General features: G+C 73.1%; 22 protein-coding genes and 4 tRNA genes. 12 read left to right on the top strand and 14 right to left on the bottom strand.

Annotation, left to right across the window (positions count from 1 at the left end):
* The first annotated feature begins 74 nt into the window (after nucleotides 1-74).
* Both pyk and TEK04_RS04325 read left to right on the top strand, forming a co-directional pair.
* A complete protein-coding gene (gene pyk, locus TEK04_RS04330) occupies nucleotides 75-1,490 on the top strand; it encodes a pyruvate kinase (RefSeq protein WP_336403083.1) in 1,416 nt (471 codons plus the stop codon).
* Complete coding sequence (locus tag TEK04_RS04325) at nucleotides 1,487-2,359, top strand: acyl-CoA thioesterase (RefSeq protein ID WP_336403082.1); 873 nt, start codon at nucleotides 1,487-1,489, stop codon at nucleotides 2,357-2,359. Before pyk ends, TEK04_RS04325 begins: the two co-directional genes overlap by 4 nt.
* Nucleotide 2,360: 1 nt before the next feature.
* On the opposite strand, the gene TEK04_RS04320 is transcribed toward TEK04_RS04325, so the two are convergent.
* Together TEK04_RS04320 and TEK04_RS04315 are read right to left on the bottom strand one after the other, a co-directional pair.
* Complete coding sequence (locus TEK04_RS04320; RefSeq protein WP_336403081.1) at nucleotides 2,361-3,908, bottom strand: pyridoxal phosphate-dependent decarboxylase family protein; 1,548 nt, start codon at nucleotides 3,906-3,908, stop codon at nucleotides 2,361-2,363.
* Between the two features lie 13 nt (nucleotides 3,909-3,921).
* Nucleotides 3,922-3,994 (bottom strand) — tRNA-Leu (locus tag TEK04_RS04315).
* Nucleotides 3,995-4,045: 51 nt separating this feature from the next.
* Between TEK04_RS04315 and TEK04_RS04310 the strand changes: the two genes are divergently transcribed.
* On the top strand, nucleotides 4,046-4,648 hold the full coding sequence (locus TEK04_RS04310; protein WP_336403080.1) for an ANTAR domain-containing response regulator: 603 nt from the start codon (nucleotides 4,046-4,048) through the stop codon (nucleotides 4,646-4,648).
* 223 nt (nucleotides 4,649-4,871) lie between these two features.
* Complete coding sequence (locus TEK04_RS04305; RefSeq protein ID WP_336403079.1) at nucleotides 4,872-6,206, top strand: ABC transporter substrate-binding protein; 1,335 nt, start codon at nucleotides 4,872-4,874, stop codon at nucleotides 6,204-6,206.
* Between the two features lie 55 nt (nucleotides 6,207-6,261).
* Here the strand turns inward: TEK04_RS04305 and TEK04_RS04300 are convergent, their stop codons facing one another.
* The 6 genes from TEK04_RS04300 to TEK04_RS04275 form a co-directional block, all read right to left on the bottom strand.
* On the bottom strand, nucleotides 6,262-6,687 hold the full coding sequence (locus TEK04_RS04300) for a DUF1772 domain-containing protein (protein WP_336403078.1): 426 nt from the start codon (nucleotides 6,685-6,687) through the stop codon (nucleotides 6,262-6,264).
* Nucleotides 6,688-6,919: 232 nt separating this feature from the next.
* On the bottom strand, nucleotides 6,920-7,771 hold the full coding sequence (locus tag TEK04_RS04295) for an ABC transporter ATP-binding protein (RefSeq protein ID WP_336403077.1): 852 nt from the start codon (nucleotides 7,769-7,771) through the stop codon (nucleotides 6,920-6,922).
* On the bottom strand, nucleotides 7,768-8,778 hold the full coding sequence (locus TEK04_RS04290) for an ABC transporter ATP-binding protein (RefSeq protein WP_336403076.1): 1,011 nt from the start codon (nucleotides 8,776-8,778) through the stop codon (nucleotides 7,768-7,770). The genes TEK04_RS04295 and TEK04_RS04290 overlap by 4 nt, the downstream gene beginning before the upstream one ends.
* Entirely contained in the window at nucleotides 8,768-9,766 is a 999-nt protein-coding gene (locus tag TEK04_RS04285; protein ID WP_336403075.1) for a branched-chain amino acid ABC transporter permease, read from the bottom strand. Before TEK04_RS04285 ends, TEK04_RS04290 begins: the two co-directional genes overlap by 11 nt.
* 4 nt (nucleotides 9,767-9,770) lie before the next feature.
* On the bottom strand, nucleotides 9,771-11,057 hold the full coding sequence (locus TEK04_RS04280; RefSeq protein WP_336403074.1) for a branched-chain amino acid ABC transporter permease: 1,287 nt from the start codon (nucleotides 11,055-11,057) through the stop codon (nucleotides 9,771-9,773).
* 286 nt (nucleotides 11,058-11,343) lie between these two features.
* Complete coding sequence (locus TEK04_RS04275; protein WP_336403073.1) at nucleotides 11,344-11,745, bottom strand: PaaI family thioesterase; 402 nt, start codon at nucleotides 11,743-11,745, stop codon at nucleotides 11,344-11,346.
* A gap of 59 nt (nucleotides 11,746-11,804) precedes the next feature.
* Between TEK04_RS04275 and polA the strand changes: the two genes are divergently transcribed.
* Both polA and TEK04_RS04265 read left to right on the top strand, forming a co-directional pair.
* Nucleotides 11,805-14,546, top strand: a complete 2,742-nt coding sequence (gene polA, locus TEK04_RS04270) for a DNA polymerase I (protein WP_336403072.1) — start codon at nucleotides 11,805-11,807, stop codon at nucleotides 14,544-14,546.
* Nucleotides 14,547-14,829: 283 nt separating this feature from the next.
* A complete protein-coding gene (locus tag TEK04_RS04265; RefSeq protein ID WP_336403071.1) occupies nucleotides 14,830-16,464 on the top strand; it encodes a CocE/NonD family hydrolase in 1,635 nt (544 codons plus the stop codon).
* Nucleotides 16,465-16,474: 10 nt separating this feature from the next.
* Here the strand turns inward: TEK04_RS04265 and TEK04_RS04260 are convergent, their stop codons facing one another.
* Entirely contained in the window at nucleotides 16,475-17,311 is an 837-nt protein-coding gene (locus TEK04_RS04260) for a class I SAM-dependent methyltransferase (protein ID WP_336403070.1), read from the bottom strand.
* Nucleotides 17,312-17,508: 197 nt separating this feature from the next.
* On the opposite strand from TEK04_RS04260, the gene rpsA reads away from it, so the two are divergent.
* Both rpsA and TEK04_RS04250 read left to right on the top strand, forming a co-directional pair.
* Nucleotides 17,509-18,999 carry a 30S ribosomal protein S1 gene (rpsA, locus tag TEK04_RS04255; protein WP_336403069.1) on the top strand — a complete coding sequence of 497 codons (1,491 nt, stop codon included), beginning with the start codon at nucleotides 17,509-17,511 and terminating at the stop codon, nucleotides 18,997-18,999.
* 12 nt (nucleotides 19,000-19,011) lie between these two features.
* Complete coding sequence (locus tag TEK04_RS04250; protein WP_336403068.1) at nucleotides 19,012-19,779, top strand: hypothetical protein; 768 nt, start codon at nucleotides 19,012-19,014, stop codon at nucleotides 19,777-19,779.
* A gap of 14 nt (nucleotides 19,780-19,793) precedes the next feature.
* On the opposite strand, the gene TEK04_RS04245 is transcribed toward TEK04_RS04250, so the two are convergent.
* Nucleotides 19,794-20,066, bottom strand: a complete 273-nt coding sequence (locus TEK04_RS04245) for a hypothetical protein (protein WP_336403067.1) — start codon at nucleotides 20,064-20,066, stop codon at nucleotides 19,794-19,796.
* A gap of 189 nt (nucleotides 20,067-20,255) precedes the next feature.
* Between TEK04_RS04245 and coaE the strand changes: the two genes are divergently transcribed.
* Nucleotides 20,256-20,849 (top strand): dephospho-CoA kinase, encoded by a 594-nt coding sequence (gene coaE, locus TEK04_RS04240; RefSeq protein WP_336403066.1) that lies wholly within the window; start codon nucleotides 20,256-20,258, stop codon nucleotides 20,847-20,849.
* Nucleotides 20,850-20,911: 62 nt separating this feature from the next.
* On the opposite strand, the gene TEK04_RS04235 is transcribed toward coaE, so the two are convergent.
* The 4 genes from TEK04_RS04235 to TEK04_RS04220 form a co-directional block, all read right to left on the bottom strand.
* Nucleotides 20,912-20,983: transfer RNA gene (locus TEK04_RS04235), tRNA-Val, on the bottom strand.
* Between the two features lie 47 nt (nucleotides 20,984-21,030).
* Nucleotides 21,031-21,101, bottom strand: a tRNA-Cys gene (locus tag TEK04_RS04230).
* A 39-nt stretch (nucleotides 21,102-21,140) separates the two neighbouring features.
* A tRNA-Gly gene (locus TEK04_RS04225) sits at nucleotides 21,141-21,212 on the bottom strand.
* A 93-nt stretch (nucleotides 21,213-21,305) separates the two neighbouring features.
* Complete coding sequence (locus TEK04_RS04220) at nucleotides 21,306-21,725, bottom strand: SsgA family sporulation/cell division regulator (protein ID WP_336403065.1); 420 nt, start codon at nucleotides 21,723-21,725, stop codon at nucleotides 21,306-21,308.
* Between the two features lie 163 nt (nucleotides 21,726-21,888).
* Here TEK04_RS04220 and TEK04_RS04215 point away from each other — a divergent pair, with 163 nt between their 5' ends.
* From TEK04_RS04215 to TEK04_RS04205, 3 genes are read left to right on the top strand one after another with little or no spacing between them, the layout of a single operon-like run.
* Nucleotides 21,889-22,515, top strand: a complete 627-nt coding sequence (locus tag TEK04_RS04215) for a sigma-70 family RNA polymerase sigma factor (RefSeq protein WP_336403064.1) — start codon at nucleotides 21,889-21,891, stop codon at nucleotides 22,513-22,515.
* Complete coding sequence (locus TEK04_RS04210) at nucleotides 22,512-23,393, top strand: anti-sigma factor domain-containing protein (RefSeq protein WP_336403063.1); 882 nt, start codon at nucleotides 22,512-22,514, stop codon at nucleotides 23,391-23,393. The genes TEK04_RS04215 and TEK04_RS04210 overlap by 4 nt, the downstream gene beginning before the upstream one ends.
* Nucleotides 23,390-23,893, top strand: a complete 504-nt coding sequence (locus TEK04_RS04205; protein WP_336403062.1) for a TIGR02611 family protein — start codon at nucleotides 23,390-23,392, stop codon at nucleotides 23,891-23,893. The genes TEK04_RS04210 and TEK04_RS04205 overlap by 4 nt, the downstream gene beginning before the upstream one ends.
* Nucleotides 23,894-23,900: the final 7 nt, after the last annotated feature.

The following is a 23,900-nucleotide window of genomic DNA, read 5'->3' as shown; positions in this document are numbered from 1 at the left end:
GTCTGTCCCGACACCCTCTCGGCTCCGCCTCCCGGAGTCGGGAGGGTGTCCTGCCTTGCACTAGCGTTGCGGGCATGAGCCGTCGCGCCAAGATCGTCTGCACACTCGGCCCCGCGGTGGGTTCCGCGGAGCAGATCACCGCCCTCGTCGAGTCCGGCATGGACGTCGCCCGGCTGAACTTCAGCCACGGTGAGCACGCCGACCACGAGCGCAACTACCACCTCGTCCGGCAGGCGTCGGACACGGTCGGGCGGGCCGTCGCCGTCCTCGCCGACCTGCAGGGCCCCAAGATCCGCCTCGGCCGCTTCGCCGAGGGCCCGGTCGTCTGGGAGACCGGCTCGCGCGTGTGCATCACCGTCGAGGACGTCGAGGGCACCGCCGAGCGGGTCGGCACCACCTACAAGAACCTGGCCAACGACGTCCGGGTCGGCGACCGCCTGCTGGTCGACGACGGCAACCTGGCCCTCACCGTGGTCGAGGTCGACGGTCCCGACGTCTGGTGCCTGGTGCTCGAGGGCGGCAAGGTCTCCAACAACAAGGGTCTGTCGCTGCCCGGGGTCGCCGTGAGCGTGCCCGCCCTCAGCGAGAAGGACGCCGCCGACCTCCGGTTCGCCCTCAGCCTGTCGGTGGACTTCGTCGCCCTGTCGTTCGTCCGCCGCGCCGAGGACGTCGAGCTGGTGCGGGAGATCATGCGCCAGGAGGACGTCGAGGTCCCGGTGATCGCCAAGCTGGAGAAGCCGGAGGCGGTGGAGAACCTCGAGGCCATCGTGGAGGCCTTCGACGGCATCATGGTCGCCCGCGGCGACCTCGGCGTCGAGCTCGCGCTGGAACAGGTCCCGCTGGTGCAGAAGCGCGCCGTGCAGGCCGCCCGCGAGCGCAACAAGCCGGTCATCGTGGCCACGCAGATGCTCGAGTCGATGATCACCTCGTCGCGGCCCACGCGGGCGGAGGCCTCCGACGTCGCCAACGCCGTCCTCGACGGCGCGGACGCGGTGATGCTGTCGGGGGAGACCTCGGTCGGCAAGTACCCGATCGCCGCGGTGCGCACGATGGAGCGCATCATCGACGCGGTCGAGACCGACGCGGTGCGCGTGCCGGCGCTGGTGCGCAAGTCCGGCTCCCGTTCGGGAGCCATCGTGCGGGCCGCCCGGGAGGTGGGGGAGGCGCTGGACGTCGACGCCCTGGCCGCCTTCACGATGACCGGTGACACCGTGCGCCGGCTGGCCGCGCTGCACACCCGGTTGCCCATCCTGGCCTTCACCACCGACCCGCGGGTGCGCAGCCGCATGGCGCTGTCGTGGGGGGTCGAGACCTTCCTCGTGCCCCAGGTCGGCCACACCGACGACATGGTCGGCCAGGTCGACTTCTCGCTCATGTCGATCGGGCGTCTCAAGGAGGGCGACCGGGTGGTCGTCGTCGCCGGGTCCCCGCCCAACATCCAGGGCTCGACCAACCTCATCCGCGTGCACGAGATCGGCACGCACGCTTGAACGGTGAGTCGCACGCGGCGGCCCTGATGGAGGTGCTGTCGCTGGAGGAGCGCGAGCCGGGCCTGTTCGTGGGCCGCACGCCGGAGACCCCGCTGCAGCGGATCTTCGGCGGGCAGGTGGCCGCCCAGTCGTTGACCGCGGCCACCCGCACCGTGACGGCCGACCGGGCGGTGCACTCGCTGCACTCGTACTTCCTGCGCCCGGGTGACCCGCACACCGAGATCCGCTTCGAGGTCGACCGCATCCGCGAGGGCCGGTCGTTCAGCACCCGGCGGGTGCTCGCCCGGCAGACCCGCAAGGGCGAGGACGTCGCCATCTTCGCGATGACGGCCGACTTCACGGCGGGGGAGCGGCCGGTGGTGGAGCACTCGCTCCCGATGCCCGACGTTCCGGGGCCGGTGGGCCTGCCCGGGGTGGACGAGATCGCTGCGGCGCACCCGGGTCGGGCCACCGGTGCCCGCGCCCTGGCGGTGGCCGTCGAGCAGCGCTACCTGGAGGACCCCTTCGACCCCGCGCCCAAGGTGCACCCGCACACGCAGAGCCGCGGGTGGTTCCGGGTCACCGGTCGGCTGCCCCAGGACGACGGCGTGCACGCCGCCGCGCTGACCTTCGTCTCCGACCTCACCCTGCTCTCGGCCGGGCTGGCCCGGATCGGGGGCGGCTGGAGCGGGGAGACCGTGGGCGCCAGCCTGGACCACGCCGTGTGGTTCCACCGCCCCGTCCGGGCCGACGAGTGGTTCCTCTACGAGACCGACAGCCCGGCCGCGGTGGCCGGGCGGGCGATGTGCCTGGGGCAGATCTGGGCCGCCGACGGCACGCACGTGGCCACCGTGGCCCAGGAGGGCCTCATCCGCTCCTTCGGCGGCTGACCTACCCCTCGCCCTCCCCGGGGTCCGCGTCGGCGGCCGCACGGGCCGCGGCGGCCTCCCGCTCGGCCCGGGCGGCGGCCTGCGCGGCTGCGGCTGCCTCGCTGGCCTCGGCGAAGTCGCGGGCCAGCCAGTCGTGGCCCTCGCACAGCAGCGCCCACAGCCGCTCGACGTGCCGCCGCTCGGTGGCGGGGGAGCCGATCGCCACCCGGAGCACGGCCTCACCGGACACCGTGGTGTGGGTCAGGAAGACCTCGCCGCCGTCGGCCAGCCGCTCGAGCAGGGTCATCGTGGCGACGTCGGCGTCCACCCCCCGCGCCCAGCGGGGCCGCAGGCACACCAGCGACAGCGGGTGCGGGGCGACGACGTCGAAGCGGTCGTCGGCGCGCGCCCACGCGGCGAGCTCCTGCGCCAGCGCGACGTGCCCCCGCACGTGCTCGCGCAGGCCCTCGGCGCCGTACCAGCGCAGCACGAACCACAGCTTCAGCGCCCGGAAGCGACGGCCGAGCTCGATCTGCCAGTCGCGGTAGTCCACGACGGCGCCGCTCTCGGTGGCCGCGTTGCGCAGGTACTCCGGCAGGATCGCCAGCGCCCCGGTGAGCGCGGCCCGGTCGGCGGTCCAGAACAGGGTCGCGTCGAAGCCGGTGAGCAACCACTTGTGGGCATCGGTCGTGTAGCTGTCGGCCCACTCCACGCCCTCCTGCAGGTGGCGCAGCTCGGGCGCGACGGCCGACACCCCCGCCCAGGCGGCGTCCACGTGCAGCCAGACCCCCCGGTCCCGGCAGACCGGACCGAGGGCGGCCAGCGGGTCGAACGCGCCGGTCGACGTCGTCCCGACCGTGGCGCAGACCAGGACGGGGGTGAACCCACGCGCGACGTCGGAGTCGATGCGGCGGGCGAGGTCCTCGGGCCGCATCGCCAGGTCGCCGTCGACCGGCACGACCCGCACGGCGTCGGTGCCCAGCCCGGCGATGCGGGCGGCCTTCTCCATGCTGGAGTGCGTCTGCGCCGACACGTAGACGGTCATCGCACCCGGTTCGACCCCGATGCGCACGGTGGCCCCGCCGGTGGCCCGGTGCAGCGCGGCCAGCAGCGCGACGAGGTTGGCCCCCGAGCTGGAGTCCTGCACCACGCCGCCGCCGGTGCTGCCGTGGGTGAAGGCCTCGGGCAGGCCCAGGAGCTCGACGAACCAGTCCATGACGTGCTGCTCGAGCTCGGTGCAGGCGGGGCTGGTCACCCACGACATGCCCTGCACGCCCAGTGCGGAGCTGACCAGGTCGCCCAGGACCGAGGGCCCGGAGGTGTTGGCCGGGAAGTAGCCGTAGAAGCCGGGGTGCTGCCAGTGCGTCAGCCCGGGCACGACCACGCGGTCGAGGTCGGCCAGCAGGTCGGCCACCGACCCGCCCTGCTCGGGGGCCGAGGCCGGGAGCTCGGCCCGGACGTCACCCGGGGCCAGCTGGGAGCGGACCGGCAACGACTCGACGCGACCCATGTGGTCGGCGACCCAGTCCACCACCTCGTGCCCGTAGCGCCGGAACTCCTCGGGTGTCATGTGGCCTGTCACGTGCCCCCGGTCCGATTCGAACGGACACTGTGCGGGTTTTGAATCCGATCCCTCTGCCGTTGGGGTACGGGGGCCCTCCCGGGAGAGTACGGGCACCGGCGGTCCGGTCTCGATAGGGTGTGCCGGTGAGCAACGAGCCGACCCGGGTCCTCATCGCCGAGGACGAGGCACTGATCCGTCTCGACCTCAAGGAGATGCTGGAGGAGGAGGGGTACGTCGTCGTCGGCGAGGTCGGCGACGGCCAGGCGGCGGTCGACACCGCTCGCGAGGTGCGCCCCGACCTGGTCGTCCTCGACGTGCAGATGCCGGTGCTCGACGGGCTCTCGGCGGCCGAGCAGATCGCCGCGGCCCGCATCGCCCCGGTCATCGTGCTCACCGCCTTCTCCCAGCGCGAGCTGGTCGAGCGGGCCCGCGACGCCGGCGCGATGGCCTACCTGGTCAAGCCGTTCTCCAAGGCCGACCTGGTGCCGGCCATCGAGGTGGCCCGTGCCCGGTTCGTCGAGATGACCGCCCTGGACGCCGAGGTCGGCGACCTCAAGGAGCGGCTCGAGGCCCGCAAGGTGGTCGAGCAGGCCAAGGGCAAGCTCATGGCCGACCGGGGCATCACCGAGGCCGAGGCGTTCCGCTGGATCCAGCGCACCGCGATGAACGAGCGCACCTCCATGAAGGCGCTCGCGGCGCTCGTGCTCAGCGGCGAGGCCGGGCCGGCGCAGACCGCCGCCCCCTGACCCGCGTGGGCCCGACCACGTCCGGCTCGTCCCGGGTGAGGGGCGTGGGTCGGATGTGTGTCCGGGGGGTTGCCCAGGTCACAACCGGGTCACGGTGCGACCCGAGAGGCCGATGCGGTCCCGGATCGCGGTTAGGTTCTCGACACTGACCGGACGGGTCGGGGTGCCTCGGCGCCCGGGTCGGCCCGGTCGAGCGATGAACCACCACACTGGGAGTCACTTGATGCGCACTGGCACCTTCGCCCGCGCCGTCGCCGTGTCCGGTGCCGTCCTGCTCGCTGCGACCGCCTGTGGCGGCGGCAGCGACAGCGACGACAACGGGGCCACCGGCGGCGGGGACGGCGGCAGCAAGCAGGTCAACGTCTACGGCACCGACGGCAACATGGGCAACGCCCTGGGCAACGACTTCACCGAGGAGGGTGCGCTCGCCGGGATGAAGGGCACCACGCCCCTCACCGAGCTCTCCGGCGACTTCACCGACCGGCTGCTCGAGGTCGACCCCAACCTGCAGGACTTCAACTACGCCGGTGAGTCCTACGACGCCGTCATCGTCACGGCGCTGGCGGCCCAGGCGGCGGGCAGCAACCAGGCCACCACCTTCGGGCCCTACGTCAACGGCATCACCATCGGCGGCGACGCCTGCACCGATTTCCAGGGCTGCCTGGACATCATCAACGCCGGCGGGAACGTCGACTACGACGGCATCACCGGCCCGCTGAGCTTCACCGACGCCGGTGAGCCGGCCCAGGCGTCCTTCGGCCTGCTGCAGTTCGGCGAGGACAACCAGCTCGACGACAGCCTGACCGACTACGTCATCGCCGGCGACGAGGCCAACGCCACCACCGACGAGGGCCCGGCCTACGCCGCGCCGGGCGCCACCGGTGAGGCGCTGGTCATCGGCACGCTGCTGCCGCTGACCGGCAACCTGGCCTTCCTCGGCCCGCCGGAGGTCGCCGGCGTCCAGCTGGCGATCAACGACATCAACGCCGCCGGCGGCGTCCTGGGCCAGCCGGTCCAGCTCGTCGAGGGTGACTCCGGTGACACCTCGACCGACACCGCCACCCAGACCGTGGACCGGCTGCTGCAGTCCGGCGTGAACGCGATCATCGGCGCGGCGTCGTCGGGCGTGAGCCTCACCGTCATCGACGCCATCACCGGCGCCGGTGTGCTGCAGTTCTCCCCGGCCAACACCTCCGACCAGTTCACCACCTACAACGACCAGGGGCTGTACTTCCGCACCGCGCCCCCGGACACGCTGCAGGCCCGGGCGCTGGCCGACCTGATCGGCGCCGACGGCAACAACACGGTCGGCATCCTGGCGCTGAACGACCCGTACGGCACGGGTCTGTCGGAGAACACCCGCAACAACCTGATCAGCGACGGTCTGTCGGAGGACAGCATCGTGTCGATCACCTACGACCCGCAGGCTGCCAACTTCGACTCCGAGGTGCAGCGGATGGTGGACTTCAACCCCGACGCCATCGTGGTCATCGGTTTCGAGGAGTCCTCGCGGATCATCCAGCAGCTCAACGCCCAGGGCATCGGCCCGCAGCGCTGACGTAGCCAGCACGGAACGGCCCGGCCCCCGCGAGGGAGCCGGGCCGTTCTGCGTCTCAGCCCAGGACCAGCCAGACGGCGGCGGCGAGCCCGGCGGAGGCCGCGGCGACCCGTACGGAGTCCACCCGCAGGAGCCGTCGGTGCGCGACGGCGTCCCACCCCCGGTCGAGGACCCGGTGCTGGGGGACGGCCCCGAGCCAGGTCGCACCCAGCACGACGGCCAGGCACACGCCGCCGGCCAGCACGGGGACGGCGGGGGCGGACCCGCGGAGGGCGAGCACGACCAGCCAGCAGGTGGTGACGCCCTGCCCGGCGAACAGCGGCCCCACCACCCGGGCGATCCGCTGCTGGTGGGCCCGCTCGTAGGCGGCGAACCCCGCTCCGACCCCGGCCATCTGCGGGTACACCACGACCCGCACGGTCCACTGGAACCCCGCGTAGGCGGCGACCAGGACCAGGTGCACGACGGCGAGGACGGTCATCGGTCGTCCTCGGCCGGCGTGCCGCGCCAGGCCAGGTTCTGCGCGTCCAGCTGCTCCCGGGTCACCGGGTGCGGTCGAGGGTCAGGGCCGGGGGGCACGGCCCATGACAGCACGCTGCCGGCCGCCCCGCGTGGGGACGACCGGCAGGTGACGTGCTGGAACGGCCCCCTCGCAGGGTCCCGGGCCGCGCGCAGCGTGGCTCGGGGGGCGAGGGGGTCCTTCTAGTGGTCCGTCATTGGGCCTTGGCGAGGGTGCCGAGGTAGAGCTCGACGACCTTGGGGTCGTTCATCAGCGCCTTGCCCTTGTCGGTGTAGGCGTTGCGGCCCTGGTCCAGCACGTAGCCGCGGTCGCAGATCTGCAGGCACCGGCGGGCGTTCTGCTCGACCATGATGATCGAGACACCGGTGGCGTTGATCCGGCGGCAGCGGATGAACACCTCGTCCTGGTAGGCCGGCGACAGACCGGCCGACGGCTCGTCGAGCAGCAGCACCGAGGGGTCCATCATCAGGGCCCGGCCCATCGCCACCATCTGCCGCTCCCCGCCCGACAGCGCCCCGGCCTTGCCGTTGCGCCGCTCGCCGAGCAGCGGGAACAGGTCGATGACGTAGTCGAACCGCTCCTTGAACGTCTTGGGCCGCAGGTACACACCCATCTGCATGTTCTCGGCGATGGTGAGCGAGGGGAACACGTTGTTGTTCTGCGGTACGTAGCCCACGCCCAGCTGCACCAGCTTGTGCGCCGGCGCCGAGGTGATGTTCTCCCCGCGCAGCGTCACCGCGCCCGACCGCACCGGGATGAGGCCGAAGAGCGTCTTGAGCAGCGTGGACTTGCCGGCGCCGTTGGGGCCGATGATGCCCACCAGCTCGCCGTCCTGCAGGTAGAAGTCGCAGCCCTGCAGGATGTTGACCCCGGGCACGTAGCCGGCGACCAGGTCGTCGGCCCGCACCAGCGCGCCCTCGGCGAGCTTGACGTGCTCCTCGCGCGTGGCGGCCTTCTCGGCCGGGGACAGCTCCCCGGTCGATGCTGCGTCGGCGCGGGTGACGGCCTCGCCGGAGTCGTCGACCCCGGACATCGGGTCGCTCATGGCTTGTCCTTCTCGCTGGAGATGGTCTCGGTGGAGGCGGAGGCGGTGCCGCCGGGGGCGGCACCCTCCTCCCGGGCGATCGCGGCCTCGGCCTCGGCCAGGACGCGGTCCTCCTCCTCGTTGGTGAGCGGTGCGTCGTGGTGCGCTCCGAGGTAGGCGTCGACGACGGCCTTGTTCTGCGAGATCGACTCCGGCGGGCCCTCGGCGATGACCTTGCCGGCGGCCATGACGACGACCCAGTCGCTGATGTCGCGGACCACGTCCATGTCGTGCTCGACGAAGACGACCGTCATGCCCTCCTCGCGGAGGTCCTTCACGTGGCCCAGCAGGGACTGGGTCAGCGCCGGGTTCACCCCGGCCATCGGCTCGTCGAGCATGACCACCTGGGGGTCGCTCATGAGCGCGCGCGCCATCTCCAGCAGCTTGCGCTGGCCGCCGGACAGGATGCCGGCGAAGTCGTCCTTCTTGGCGTCGAGCTTGAACCGCCGGAGCAGCTCCATGGCCTTCTCGGTGTTGGCCTTCTCCTGCGCGCGCCAGGTACCCGGGACGAGGGCCTTGAGGAAGGACTCGCCGGACTGGCCCTGGGCACCGAGCAGCATGTTCTGCAGCACGGTGAGCCGGGACAGCGCCTTGGTGAGCTGGAAGGTGCGCACCACGCCCAGCCGCGCGACCTGGTGCGGGGACAACCGGCCCAGGGACCTGCCGTCGAAGGTCCAGGTACCGGTGTTGGGCTGGTCGAACCCGGTCAGCAGGTTGAACAGCGTGGTCTTGCCGGCGCCGTTGGGGCCGATCAGCCCGGTGATGCCACCGCGCTGGATCTCCAGGTGGTCCACCGACACGGCGGTGAGGCCGCCGAAGGTGCGGGTCACCTTGTCCACGACGAGCGCCGGGTCGGGCTTGGCGACCCCGACCTCCCAGGGGAGGTCGGCCAGGGCCTTCTGCGCCAGCCGGGCCGGGGGCGCGGCGTGCGACGCGGCGGTCGAGCCGGTGGTGGGTTCAGCGGGCATCGAGCATCACCTCTCGTCGGTCACCGAAGATGCCCTGCGGCCGGAAGACCAGCAGCAGGATCAACCCGATGCCGACCAGCACGAAGCGGATCTGGGCCACGTCGGTGGAGGACAGCAGGGCGTCGGGGATGACGCCGTTGCTGATCAGCGCCCGCAGGAAGGTGTCGGCGAACTGCAGGATGAACAGCAGGATGATCGACCCGACGACCGGGCCGAGCACCCGCGCCGCACCGCCGAGGATCAGGGCGGCGTAGGCGAGGAACGTGTTGGCGTTCTGGTACTGGTCGGGGATGGCCGACCCGGTGCCGACGGCGTAGACCATGCCGCCGAACGCGCCGAAGACCGCGCCGAGGACCAGGGCCTGCATCTTGTAGCTGTAGACGTTCTTGCCCAGCGCCCGGACGGCGTCCTCGTCCTCGCGGATGGCCTTGAGCACCCGGCCCCAGGGGCTGCGCATGAGCGACCAGACCAGCAGGCAGGCCAGCGCGACGAGGACCCAGCCGACCAGGGCCACCCAGAGCTCGCCGCCGCTCCACGAGGTGCCCAGGATCCGGTACCGGCGCTGGGTGTCCCACGGGGCGAGGGCGATGAAGCTCTGGTTGAACGCCGAGAGGCCACGCGTGCCGTTGGTGACCGGCGTGGCCGAGACCGACCGGAACAGCAGCCGCAGACCCTCGGCCGTGGCGATCGTGACGATCGCCAGGTAGTCGGCCCGCAGCCGCAGCGTGGGCAGGCCCAGCAGCAGGGCCAGGACGACGGCCGCGGCGATGCCGACGAGCACGCCGACCCAGAACGGCAGCCCCCACTGGCTGACGGAGATGGCGATGCCGAACCCGCCGAGCATCGCGAAGGCGATCTGCCCGAAGTTCAGCAGGCCGGTGTACCCGAAGTGGACGTTGATGCCGATGGCCAGCAGCGCGAAGAAGATGGCCTGGAACCCCAGGCCGGCCTTCACGCCGATGAGCAGGGCGTCGATCAGGTCGCTCATCGGCTCAACCGATCCGGGCCCGGCTGCCCAGGATGCCCTGGGGCCGGATGACGAGGATGACGATCAAGAGGAGCAGACCTCCGACGTACTTGGTGTCGTCCGGGATGACCAGGGTGGACATCTGGACGAACACACCGATGATGACGCTCCCGACCAGGGCGCCGTAGGCGGTGCCCAGGCCACCGAGGGTGACGCCGGCGAACATGAGCAGCAGCAGGCGGAAGCCCATGTCCCACTGCACCTGGTCGGACAGGCCGAGCAGGACCCCGCCGAGGGCGGCGAGCGCGCCGCCCATCATCCAGACGACCAGGATGACGCGGTTGACGTCGATGCCCGAGGACGCGGCGAGGTCACGGTTGTCGGCGACGGCCCGCATGGCCTTGCCGATCTTGGTGCGCTGCAGCATGAGCGCCACGAGGACCAGGACGACCAGGGCGATGACGATGGAGGCCAGGGCCCGGTTGGTCATGGTGAACACGCCGTAGTCGACGGCCCGCTGCGACTGGTACTCGGCGTAGGGGTTGGAGAACCCGCCGTAGACGATCTGGATGGCGTAGCGCAGCAGCAGCGACAACCCGATCGAGACGACGAGCGCGGCGACGAGGCCGGTGCCGCGACGGCGGAGCGGCCGCCACAGCCCGAGCTCGTTGAGCGCGCCGACCCCGGCCCCGACCACCATCGCGATGAGCGTGGCCGCGATGAGCGGCACCCCGCCCTGCACGTTGATGTACCAGGCGACGATGGCACCGATGGTGACCAGCTCGCCGTGCGCGAAGTTCGTCAACCCGGTGGTGCCGAAGATCAAGGACAGGCCGACCGCGCAGACGGCGATGATGAGCCCGAACCGGAGCCCGTCGACGAACAGCTGCACCGCGCGGATGCCGCCACCCCCGGCGTTGCGGGAGCCGTCGTTGAGGCCGAGGTTGACCGGCTGGTTGCGGCCGGTGTCGACGGTGACGGTGCGGCTGTCCTCGCCGTTGAGCACGACGCCGTCGGGCAGCGCGTCGCCGTCGATGGACACCACGTACTGGCCCGGGCCCGGCAGCTCCACCTCCCACCGGCCGTCGTCGCCGGTCTCGGCCGAGCCCACCTCGTCGCCGTCGGGGGTGGTGACGGTGACCTCGACGCCCTCGATGGGGCCCGAGCGGCTGGTCTGCAGGGTGCCGCGCACCGACTCGCCCTCGGCGCTGGCCACCCCGGCGGGCAGCAGCACGGCGAAGACGGCGGCCAGGGCGGCGAGCAGCAGGGCGAGGGCGAACGGGCGCCGGGCGCGGTCCCGGGCGCGGGACACCGCCCGCCGGCGCCGAGCCCGGGGGCCCGGCGGGCCCGTGCGTTCACCGTGCGCGGGGGCACGGTGGGGAGCGTGCGTCACTCGACCTCCTGGGCCGTGGGAGTGCTGCGGTCTGCAGGTGTCCGTCCGGGGGTGTCCCGGTGGACGACGGGTTGCGATCGGACCGGGACACTAGCCCACCCGTGTTGCGGTCTTGGGTCCTGAAGGTGGTCCGTGACACAAACGCGACTCGGGAGCCCGGGCGCAGGCGGTCCGATCCGGGCGGTCCCGGGCCTGTCGTGGCTGGTCAGGCCTGCTTCAGGAAGGTGGTCAGCCGGGCGCTGGCGGTCGGGCGACCCTGGTCGTCGCTCATCTCGATGCGGAAGGTGGCGAGCGTGCGGCCCCGCCGCACCGGTGTGCAGACGGCGGTGACGGTGCCGGCGGTCGCCCCCCGCAGGTAGCTCACGTTGAGCTCGATGCCGACCACCTGCCCGCCGGGCCCGGCGTGCAGGGCGCCCGCCCACGAGCCCACTGTCTCGGCCAGCGCGCAGGTGGCCCCACCGTGCAGCAGCCCGAACGGCTGCTCGTTGCCGGCGACCGGGATGGTGGCCACCAGCCGGTCGGGGTCGTGGTCGGTGATCTCGATGCCCAGCTTGCGGTCCAGCGGGCTGAGGTCGGCGGGGGCCCAGTCAGGGCGCGGGGTGCTCACCGGCCGCACGCTAGCCATCGGCCCGGGAACCGTCGTACCCCCGCCATACGATGGCCCCGATGTCTGCACCGGTGTCCGAGACGGCCCCCCCATCCACCACCGTGCCGGCGGGGCAACGCCCCCGCCTGCTGCTGCTCGACGGCCACTCGCTGGCCTACCGGGCGTTCTTCGCGCTGCCGGTGGAGAACTTCTCGACCACCACGGGGCAGCCCACCAACGCCGTCTACGGCTTCACCTCGATGCTCATCAACGTGCTGCGCGACGAGGCGCCCACCCACCTCGCGGTGGCCTTCGACGTCGGCCGCACGACGTTCCGCAGCGAGATCTACGCCGAGTACAAGGCCAACAGGTCCGAGAGCCCCACCGACTTCCGTGGCCAGGTCAGCCTGATCCAGGAGGTCCTGGCCGCCCTCCGGGTGCCGGTGCTGACCGCCGCCGGGTACGAGGCCGACGACGTCATCGCCACGCTCACCGTCCAGGCCGTCGAGTCGGGCATGGACGTGCTCATCTGCACCGGCGACCGCGACGCCCTGCAGCTGGTGAACGAGCACGTCACCGTGCTCTACCCGCGCAAGGGGGTCTCCGACCTCACCCGCTTCACCCCCGACGCGGTGGAGGAGAAGTACGGGCTGAGCCCCGTCCAGTACCCCGACTTCGCCGCGCTGCGCGGCGACCCGTCCGACAACCTGCCGGGCATCCCGAGCGTGGGGGAGAAGACCGCCGCGAAGTGGGTGCGCGAGTACGGCTCGCTCGACGCGCTGGTCGACCAGGTCGACACCGTCAAGGGCAAGGTCGGGGAGAAGCTGCGCGAGCACCTCTCGTCGGTGCTGCAGAACCGCCGGCTCACCGAGCTCGACCGCACGGTCGCCCTCGAGCTGCACCCCACCGACCTCGCAGTGCAGCCCTGGGACCGGTCCGAGGTGCACACCCTGTTCGACAACCTGCAGTTCCGGGTGCTGCGCGAGCGGTTGTTCGCCACGCTGTCCAGCGCCGAACCCGAGGTCGACGGCGGCATCGACGTGACCGTCGACGAGGTGCCCGCCGGCGGGCTCGGTGACTGGTTGGCCGCGCACGGCCACAAGGGCCACACGGGCATCGTCTTCCGGGGGACATGGGGCCGGGGCACCGGCGAGCTCACGGGCATCGCGCTGGCCGCCGCCGACGACCACACCGTCTTCGTCGACCTCGGCCCCGAGCTCGACACCGCCGACGAGCAGGCCCTCGCGGCCTGGTTGGCCGACCCCGCCGCCCGGAAGGTCGTGCACGAGGAGAAGGGCCCGCTGCTGGCGGTCTGGGCGCGGGGGTGGGAGCTCGAGGGCGAGGTCAGCGACACCGCCCTGGCGGCCTACCTGGCCCTGCCGGGGCAGCGCTCCTTCGACCTCGGCGACCTCGCCGTCCGCTACCTGCGCCGCGAGCTCGTCGAGGCGGCGCCCACCGAGACCCAGCTGACCCTCGACGGCATGGGCCCCACCGAGGCCGACCTGGCCCGCGAGGCCGCGGTCTCCGACGCCCGCAAGGCCGTCGCCGTGAACGACCTGGCCGACGCCCTCGAGCAGCTGCTCGGCCAGAAGGGCGGCGACCAGCTGCTCACCGAGCTCGAGCTCCCGCTGACCAAGGTGCTGGCCCGCATGGAGGCCCGCGGCATCGCCGCCGACCTGGACCTGCTGCACGACCTGCAGTCCGAGTTCGCCGGCAAGGTCGCCGAGGCCGCCGCCGACGCCTACGAGGCCATCGGCACCGAGATCAACCTGGGCTCGCCCAAGCAGCTGCAGGCCGTCCTGTTCGACCAGCTCGGCCTGCCCAAGACCAAGAAGAACAAGACCGGCTACACCACCGACGCCGACGCGTTGGCCTGGTTGCAGGAGACCAGCCCGCACCCGTTCCTCGAGGCGCTGCTGCGGCACCGCGACGTCACCCGGCTGCGCACCGTCATCGACGGGCTGATCCCGATGGTCGACGACGCCGGCCGCATCCACACCACGTTCCAGCAGACCATCGCGGCCACCGGGCGGCTGTCCTCCACCGACCCCAACCTGCAGAACATCCCGATCCGGTCGGCCGAGGGCCGGCGCATCCGGCAGGCGTTCGTGGTGGGCGCGGGCTACGAGTCGCTCATGACCGCCGACTACAGCCAGATCGAGATGCGCATCATGGCGCACCTGTCCGAGGACGCCGGTCTCATCGAGGCGTTCACCTCGGGGGAGGACCTGCACACCTTCGTCGCCGCGCGGGCCTTCGACATCCCCCTCGAGCAGGTCGACCCCGAGATGCGCCGCCGCATCAAGGCCATGAGCTACGGGTTGGCCTACGGGCTCTCCGCGTACGGCCTGTCCCAGCAGCTGAAGATCACCCCGGAGGAGGCCCGCGTGCAGATGCAGGCCTACTTCGAGCGGTTCGGTGGCATCCGCGACTACCTGGACACCGTCGTCGAGGACGCCCGGCAGACCGGCTACACCCAGACGACGATGGGTCGCCGCCGCTACCTCCCCGACCTCACCAGCGACAACAAGCAGCGCCGCGACATGGCCGAGCGCATGGCCCTCAACGCCCCCATCCAGGGGTCGGCGGCCGACGTCATCAAGGTCGCCATGCTGCGTGTCGAACGGGGCATCGCCGAGCGGCAGCTGAACAGCCGGATGCTGCTGCAGGTGCACGACGAGCTCGTGCTCGAGGTCGCCCCGGGCGAGCGGGAGGAGCTCGAGGAGCTCGTCCGCGCCGAGATGGCCGGTGCCGCCGACCTGTCGGTCACCCTCGACGTCAGCGTCGGGGTCGGCCAGAGCTGGGACGCCGCCGCGCACTAGGACATCGCGATCCTCCGGATCGCACCGCGGCCAACGGCCGTGCCCCTGGCGCGACGAGCGGCGCTGCTCCCGCGCCCCCTTGCGTCGCCCGGCCGGCTGGGTGCCGGAGCTGTTGTCCCTCGAGTTCGGGGTTCGAGGGGCCATGACCTGCACTGAGGGCCCGCGAACCCCGAACTCAGTGTGCACCGGTCTCGGGTGGGTCCTCGCCTCGCGCCGGGTGGATCCCCGCCTCCCGCGGGGCGGGGACGCGCGCCGGCACCGGCTCGCGGGGCAGGATGCGGGCATGGGGATCGTCGACCGCATCGCGTCGCGGGTGCTCCGGCTACCGCCGGCCACCACCGGGTACACCGTCGAGCGCGGGTTGAGGGTCCCCATGCGCGACGGCGTCGAGCTGGTCGCCGACCGGTACGTGCCCGACGGACCCCCGCTCGGGACCCTGCTGGTGCGGGGGCCCTACGGGCGGGCGTTCCCGTTCTCCCTGCTGTTCGCCACCGCCTACGCCGCCCGCGGCTACCAGGTGATCCTCGAGAGCGTGCGCGGCACCTTCGGCTCGGGCGAGGACTTCGAGCCCATGTTCCGCGAGGTCGACGACGGCGCCGACACCGTGGCCTGGCTGCGCGAGCAGCCCTGGTTCACCGGCACGTTCGGCACCGTCGGCCTCTCCTACCTCGGCTTCACCCAGTGGGCGCTGCTGGCCGACCCGCCCGACGAGCTGGTGGCCTCCGTCGTCCTGGTCGGGCCGCACGACTTCGCCCGGGCGACCTGGGGCACCGGCGCCTTCACCGTCAACGACTTCCTGGGCTGGAGCGACATGGTCGCCCACCAGGAGGACCCCGGCCGCCTGCGCCGCTTGGTGCGCCAGGCCACGGCCGCCCGCCGGCTGGGCCCGGCCCTCGACGCGCTGCCCCTCGGTGACGCCGGTGAGCGGCTGCTCGCCGGTCGTGCCCCCTGGTACCGCGACTGGGTCGCCCACCCCGACCGCCGCGACCCGTGGTGGGAGCCGGTGCAGCTCGAGCGGGCCCTGGACCGCCCCCGGGTGCCGGTGCTGCTCGTCGGCGGCTGGCAGGACCTCTTCCTCGAGCAGACCCTCGACCAGTACCAGAGGTTGAGGGATGCGGGTGCCGACGTCGCCCTGACGGTGGGTCCCTGGACCCACGTGGAGACCCTGTCCAAGGGTGGTGGGCTGATCACCCGGGAGTCCCTCGACTGGCTCGGCGAGCACCTCGCCGGCACCGGGACGCGCCGCCGGCCCGCACGGGTCCACGTGCACGTCACCGGGGCCGGCGAGTGGCGCCACCTGCCCGACTGGCCGCCGGCCACCGTCGACCGCACCTTCTTCCTCGCCGACCGCGCCCGACTCGCCCAGGCGCCCGCCGGCCCCGACGCCCCGGCGGTCACCTTCCGCAGCGACCCCGCCGTGCCCACCCCCAGCATCGGCGGCCGCCTGCTGGACGACCGCAGCGGCGGCTACCGCGACGACACCGCCCTCGCTGCCCGCGACGACGTCGCCAGCTGGGTGTCCGACCCGTTGCCCGCCGACCTCGAGGTGCTGGGGACGCCGGTCGTGGAGCTCGTGCACGGCACCGACGTCGCGCACGTCGACGTCGCCGTCCGGCTCTCGCAGGTCGACCGCCGAGGCCGCTCCCGCAACGTCAGCGACGGCTACGTCCGCCTGGTCCCCGGCGACGACGCCACCACCCCGGACGGCGGGCTGGTGCGGCTGGAGCTCGACCCGGTCGCCCACCGCTTCCCGGCCGGTGCCCGGCTGCGGCTCGTGGTCGCCGGGTCCTCGCACCCGCACTGGGCGCGCAACACCGGCACCGGCGAGCCACCGGAGACCGCCGTGCGCACCGTGGCCAGCACCCGCACCGTCGCCGTCGCCGAGGGCGCGTCCCGCCTCGTCCTGCCCGTGGGGTGAGCCGGTCGGGTCAGCCGGGCAGGTCGCACACCAGCACGAGCGTCCCGGGCACCAGGGCGCCGCGCGCCGGGGACCACTGCCCCCACGTCTCGGTGCGCCCGGGCGTCCACTCGGGCTCGACCAGGTCGGTGAGCCCGAAGCCGGCGGCGACCACGTCACGCACCCAGTCACCGACCGTGCGGTGGTGCTCGACGTAGACGACGGCACCCGCGCCGTCGGTCTCCACGTAGGGCGTGCGGTCGAAGTAGGAGCCCACGACGGTCAGGTCGGCCGGGTCGGGGGAGTCGGGGAAGGGCCACCGCAGCGGGTGGTTCACCGACGCCACGAAGCGCCCCCCGGGACGCAGGACGCGGGCCACCTCGCGCAGCGCGCCGCGGGCATCGGCGACGAACGGCAGCCCGCCGAAGGCCGAGCACGCCAGGTCGACGCTGCCGTCGGCCAGCGGCAGCGCGCCGACGTCGGCCTGCAGCAGGGACGGGGTCAGGCCGGTGCTGGTGTTGAGCTGGGCCGCACGTGCGAGCATGCCGGCCGAGAGGTCCAGGGCGACCACCGAGGCGCCGGCCGCGGTCAGCCACCGGGCGCAGGGGGCCGAACCGCACCCGACCTCGAGCACCCGCCGCCCGACGACGTCGCCGAGCAGGCCGGCCTCGGACTCCCGCAGGCCCTCGGGGCCCCAGAGGAAGTCGGCCTCGCCCAGGTCGTCGCCGTGCTCGGCCAGGTAGGCCGGGGCCGCGGCGTCCCACCAACCACGGTTGGCCCGCACCGACTCCTGCTCGGCGACCGGGCGGCGCTCGACCCCGCCGGCGCGCGGGTAGCCGTCGGTGGCGAGGGGCAGCGGCGCAGGCATCCGGGCATCGTGGCACGTCACCGGGCCGGTGGTGGACCCGCCCGGCCGGGGTACGTACGATGGGCCTTGCGCCCGAGGTCTGCGGTGCGACCCCTCGCGGGTCACCGCGTCACCTCTCCCGCACAACCCTCCCCGGTCCTCCCCGGCCGGGGTGCGTCCCTGTCCCTCCACACCCCCCGTCCGGAGCTACCGACCACATGACCTCCACCCAGGTCCGTCCCGACAGCACCTCCACGCCGCAGGTCGCCATCAACGACATCGGCACCGCCGAGGACTTCCTCGCGGCCATCGACCAGACGATCAAGTACTTCAACGACGGCGACATCGTCGAGGGCGTCATCGTCAAGGTCGACCGCGACGAGGTGCTGCTGGACATCGGCTACAAGACCGAGGGCGTCATCCCCTCGCGCGAGCTGTCCATCAAGCACGACGTCGACCCCAACGAGGTCGTCACCGTCGGCGACGAGGTGGAAGCCCTCGTCCTCCAGAAGGAGGACAAGGAAGGCCGTCTGATCCTGTCCAAGAAGCGCGCGCAGTACGAGCGCGCCTGGGGCACGATCGAGGCGAAGAAGGAAGCCGACGAGGTCGTCACCGGCACCGTCATCGAGGTCGTCAAGGGCGGCCTGATCCTCGACATCGGCCTGCGCGGGTTCCTCCCCGCCTCGCTGGTCGAGATGCGCCGCGTCCGCGACCTGCAGCCCTACGTGGGCCGCGAGCTCGAGGCCAAGATCATCGAGCTGGACAAGAACCGCAACAACGTGGTGCTGTCCCGCCGCCAGTGGCTGGAGCAGACCCAGTCCGAGGTGCGCAGCGAGTTCCTCAACAAGCTGGCCAAGGGCCAGGTCCGCACCGGGCAGGTCTCCTCGATCGTCAACTTCGGTGCGTTCGTGGACCTGGGCGGCGTCGACGGCCTGGTGCACGTCTCCGAGCTGTCCTGGAAGCACATCGACCACCCGTCCGAGGTCGTCGAGGTCGGCCAGGAGGTCACCGTCGAGGTCCTCGACGTCGACCTGGACCGCGAGCGCGTCTCCCTGTCGCTGAAGGCGACCCAGGAGGACCCGTGGCGGCAGTTCGCCCGCACGCACCAGATCGGGCAGGTCGTGCCCGGCAAGGTCACCAAGCTGGTGCCCTTCGGTGCGTTCGTGCGCGTGGACGAGGGCATCGAGGGCCTGGTGCACATCTCGGAGCTGGCCGAGCGCCACGTGGAGATCCCCGAGCAGGTCGCCCAGGTCGGCGACGAGATCCTGGTCAAGGTCATCGACATCGACCTCGACCGTCGTCGCATCTCGCTGTCGCTGAAGCAGGCCAACGAGGGCGTCATCGCCGAGGACGACCAGTTCGACCCGGCCGCCTACGGCATGGCCGCCTCGTACGACGAGCAGGGGAACTACGTGTACCCCGAGGGCTTCGACTCCGAGACCGGCGAGTGGCTCGAGGGCTACGAGGAGGCCCGCGAGACCTGGGAGCGGCAGTACGCCGAGGCCCAGGCCCGCTTCGAGGCGCACCAGAAGCAGATCGTCGCGGCCCGCGAGGCCGACGCCGAGGCTGCGGCCGGTGGCAGCTACTCCAGCGACGCGGCCACCTCGGACTCCGGTCCGGCCGCCAGCACCGGTTCCTCCGGCGGCGGCACGCTGGCCTCCGACGAGGCGCTGGCCGCGCTGCGGGCGAAGCTCGCCGGCGGCGAGTGACCTGCTGACCGCATGACCGTGCGCCGTCCACCCACCCGGGTGGGCGGCGCACTGTCGTCGGTGGGGCTGGTGGGCGCGGTGGGGCTGGCGGGCGTGCTGGTCCTCGGTGGGTGCACCGGCTTCGCCGGGACCTCGGCCCCGGCGACGACGTCGTCCGTCCCGTCGTCGGCCCCGTCGTCGGCCACCACGGCCAGCACGACCGCGGCGACCACCGCGGCCGCCGTGGAGCTGCCGGCCACGTGCACCGACCTGCTCAGCACCGCGCAGCTGGACGCCGCGCTGGGTGCCCGGCTCCCGGGCACCAGCACCTACGTGGTCGGTCTGCCCGAGCCCTCCATCGGCCGCACCGGGCGCGTCACGTGCGGTTTCGGGGTGACTCCCGCCACCGCGACGGCCGGGGCCAGCGACCCCCTGCTCGAGGTGTCGCTGCTGACCTACACCGACCCCGGTGCGGCCACCGATCGCGTCGCGGCGGTCGTCGCGGCCCGGCAGGGCCAGGGCGTGACCGCCGGGTCAGCCACGGTCCCGGGGGCGCAGGCCGTGCTCTTCGCCGGGGCCGCGGACACCACGCTCGTGGCGACGCTCGCGGAGCGCACCGTCAGCCTCACCCTGGTGCCCGGCCTGCTCGACGCCGCGGCCACCCGCGCGGCGCTGGAGCAACTGGCCGCGGCCGCGCTCGGCGCGGGCACCGGCACGTCCGTCGGCTCCGAGGCCCGGACGACGACGTCCCCGCAGACCGGCCGGCCTGCGGGGACGTCGACGAGCAGCGCAACCGGCTGAGCCGGTCGGCGGCTCTACAGGCTGAGGATGATGGCGAACGCGGTCCGCGGGCGGCCGCCGGCGTTGTCCAGGAAGTCCCAGGTGTGCCGACCGGCCGGCACCGAGGGCAGCAGGGCGCGCAGCAGGGCCAGCAGACCCGTGCGCGGGGTGCTGGACCGCTCCAGCCGAGCAGCCACGGCGGGCAGCTGCGAGCAGCGCACGCCACCGGGCAGGTCGAGCCGGTGCCGACCGGGAGTGCGGCGGCCGGCGGCGGCCGGCAGGGACTCCGGCGACGTGGAACGGGACATGGTCGTGCCTACCTCTCTGCGGTGGCGCCCCCGACGAGGGGAGGGCGTCGCTGCAGAACGTAGGTCGTGTGACTCGTGGGACTGGTGCGACGCGCCGGGCTGCTGGGGCATCTGGACGCACCGTCACCGAATCGTTACCCGTGGGCGGTCACGATCGCCGCGGACGGGGGGATGTGCGAGGGTCCTCGGGTGCTGAGGATCGGGTTGACCGGGGGCATCGGGTCGGGCAAGAGCACCGTGGCCGCTCTGCTGGTGGAACGGGGGGCCCACCTGGTGGACGCCGACCAGATCGCGCGCGAGGTGGTCGAACCGGGGACCCCGGGGTTGGCCGCCGTCGTCGAGGCGTTCGGGCCGCAGGTGCTGACGCCGCAGGGGGCACTGGACCGGCCGGCCCTGGCCGCGGTCGTGTTCGCCGACCCGCAGCAGCGTGCTCGGCTCGACGCGGTGGTGCACCCGCTGGTGCGGGCCCGGGCCGCTGAGCTGGTGGCCGCAGCACCCCCCGACGCGGTGGTCGTGCAGGACGTCCCGCTGCTCGTGGAGACCGGCCAGGCGGGCACCTTCGACCTCGTGGTGGTGGTGCAGGCACCGCTCGACGTCCGGCTGGCGCGGCTGGCCGAGCGCGGCACCCCGGAGGCCGATGCCCGGGCCCGCATCGCCGGTCAGGCCACCGACGAGGAGCGGGCGGCCGTGGCCGACGTCGTGCTGACCAACGCCGGCAGCCGCGCGGAGCTGGCGGCGCAGGTGGACAGGTTCTGGGGGGACCGCGTGGCACCGCTCCGCTGACGGGCCAGGGGTGGGACGACGAAGGCCCCGGAGCGGACGCTCCGGGGCCTTCGTTCGTGCTGTGGGCGATACTGGGATCGAACCAGTGACCTCTTCCGTGTCAGGGAAGCGCGCTACCGCTGCGCCAATCGCCCTCGTCGTGCTGGCCCCGTCCCGCCTCGAGCGAGCCCGGGGGCCGTCGAGGTGGAGACGGGATTTGAACCCGTGTAGACGGCTTTGCAGGCCGTTGCCTCGCCTCTCGGCCACTCCACCGCACACGAGCGCCGATCCGAAGATCGACGCCCGGTTCCGAGCGGATGACGGGATTCGAACCCGCGACCCTCACCTTGGCAAGGTGATGCTCTACCACTGAGCCACATCCGCAGTGCGTGGACAACTGTAGACGACCCCGGAACGGGGTCTGCACGGGGGGGGTCCCCGGTGGGTGTCGGAGGGGTGAACACCGAGGTCAGACGGTCACCGACCGCCGAGGTCGGGCCCCTCGCCCTGCAGCAGCGCGTGCAGCTCGGGGCCCATGTCCGCGACGTCGGACTCCTGGCCCAGCGGTACGAGCTGCTCGGTGGCGGCCACGAAGTCGGCCAGCGCGGTGCGCGAGAGCTCGAAGAGGGCGTGCCCGGACGGGGCCCGCAGCTCCAGGAAGAGGACGTCCTCGGCCGTCCGCGCCGGCCACAGCCGGACGTCGCCGTCGCCGCAGGGGTGCCCCAACCCGGACGCCAGCAGGTCGCGGGCGACCAGCCACTCCACGCCGTCGTCGGGTGCGCCGGCCCGCGGCCGGCCGCCGAACCGGATGCGGACGGCGAAGGGGTCGCGCGGGTCGTAGCCCAGGGTCGCCGAGAGCTGGGTCCACGACGTCGGACCGACCAGCTGCAGCGTCACCGAGGCCGAGCACCCCGGGGCGGGAGGACTCACCATGCCCGGACAACGACGGCGGCCGGTGTTCGGTGACGGCCGGTGGTCGCCTACCCGGTCGGGGGATCGGGGCGGGCCGGTGAACCGCGGAGCGCCCGTGTCGCGAACACCGCGTGTGACCATGGGACTCATGACCCGTCCTCCCCGTCGCGCCGACGACGCGGCCGCCGACGCCGAGCTGCTGCGCCGCGTGCGTGCCGGCGACCGGGGGGCCGTCGACGACCTGTACGACCGGTTCCGCCGTCCTGCGTTCGCGTTGGCCCGTCGGGTCCTGGGTGACGACACCCTCGCCGAGGACGTGGTGCAGGACGTCTTCCTCGCGGTCTGGAAGGACCCGGCCGCCTTCGACGGCGCCCGGGGCACCGTCGCCTCGTGGCTGCTGGCGATGGTGCACCACAAGGCCGTCGACGCCGTGCGCCGCGAGGAGAGCCACCGGCGCCGGCAGACCCGGGCCGAGGACGACCTGCGGTTGACCGAGCCCACGGCCCACGGCGACGTGGAGGACGAGGCCGCCGACCGGGTGGTGTCCCAGCGTGTGCGGGCCGCCCTGCAGGCCCTGCCGGCCCCGCAGCGCGAGGCGCTGACGCTGGCCTACTACGGCGGCTACACCCAGCGCGAGGTCTCGGTGCTGACCGGCACCCCGCTGGGCACGGTGAAGACCCGCATGCTCGCCGGCATGCGTCGGTTGAAGGAGACCCTGGGCGGCGTCGCCGGTGCCGCGCTGGGCACCCCCGCGGTCGAGGGAGGACGGCGATGAGCCCCCGCCGGCACCTGGACGACGACCACGAGCAGTTCGACGAGATGGCTGTCGGGTGGGCCCTGCACGCCCTGGAGCCCGAGGACGAGGCCGTCTTCGGCCAGCACCTCGACGGCTGCGCCCGCTGCGCCCGCACGGTCTCCGACACCGGCGAGGTGATGGCCGCGATGGCCACCGACCTCCCCGCGGCCGAGCCGTCGCCCGCCCTGCGGGACCGCCTGCGGGCCGCCGTCGCCGAGACCGAGCAGGTGCCCGGTGCCGCCGGCCGGCCGGCCGGGGACGACGTCGCCGCCGCGCCCGCCCCGCAGGTCGCGCAGCCGTCGGTGGCCGACGTGGCCGACGTGGTCGCGCTGCCGCGGCACGGTGCGCGGACCCGCCGTCCGAGCCGGACCCGTGGGTGGCGCGGGGTCGCCCCCCGCGCGGTGCTGGCCGCCGGGGTGGCCGCCGTGCTGGGGCTCGGGGTGTGGAACGTGACCCTGGTCCGCGACCGGGACGCCGCGCAGGCCACCGCGGCCAGCCAGGCGTCGATGATGTCGGCCCTGCTGGCGCCCGGGGAGGTCACCGTGGCCCCGATGGAGCACGACGGCCGCACCGTCGCCACCGTCGTCGCGCGCGACGGGCAGGCCCAGGTGGTCGTCGACGGGATGTCCGTCAACGACACCGCCACCAGCACCTACGTGCTCTGGGGCGTCACCGCCGACGGTCCGGAGGCGTTGGGCACCTTCGACGTGGTGTCCGGTGCGACCGACCTGCGGACCGTAGGCTCCGAGGCGACCGGGCTCGGTGACTTCTCGGCGTACGCCATCAGTCTCGAACCCGGCCGGCAGGCCCCGACCGAGCCCACCGACGTCGTCGCGAACGGACAGGTGACCAGTTGAGCAGCAGCGGGTCCGACACGGCCACCGCCGCGGACAGCCCCGAGGGCCGTCGTCCCCGGGAGAGCCGCGAGGAGCGTCGGACCCGCTACGACGGCGACGACGTCGACAGCCTGCGCGAGCGGATCGGCCGGCGCCGGTGGCGACGCCGCCTGGCCGCGAACAGGACCGCCGACACCGCCTACCGGGCCGCCGTCGGCGTCGGGGGCTCGCTGCTGCTGGTCTTCGGCCTCGTGACCATCCCGCTGCCCGGCCCCGGCTGGCTGACCGTGATCGCCGCCCTGTTCGTGCTCGCCACCGAGTTCACCTGGGCCGAGCGGTTGCTGGAGTTCACCAAGCGCAACGTGAAGCGCTGGACCGACTGGCTGGGCCGGCAGGCGGTCTGGGTGCGGGTGCTGGTCGCCCTGGCCACCGCCGCGTTCGTCTACCTCGTGGTGGTCGTCGTCATGCACGTGCTGGGGGTGCCCAGCTGGGTTCCGGGGTGGGTGCCGATGTGGCGGTAGGCGTCTG

The organism is Klenkia sesuvii, assembly GCF_037083825.1.
Taxonomy (GTDB): Bacteria; Actinomycetota; Actinomycetes; order Mycobacteriales; family Geodermatophilaceae; genus Klenkia; species Klenkia sesuvii.
This window is presented reverse-complemented; position numbering and strand designations above follow the sequence as displayed.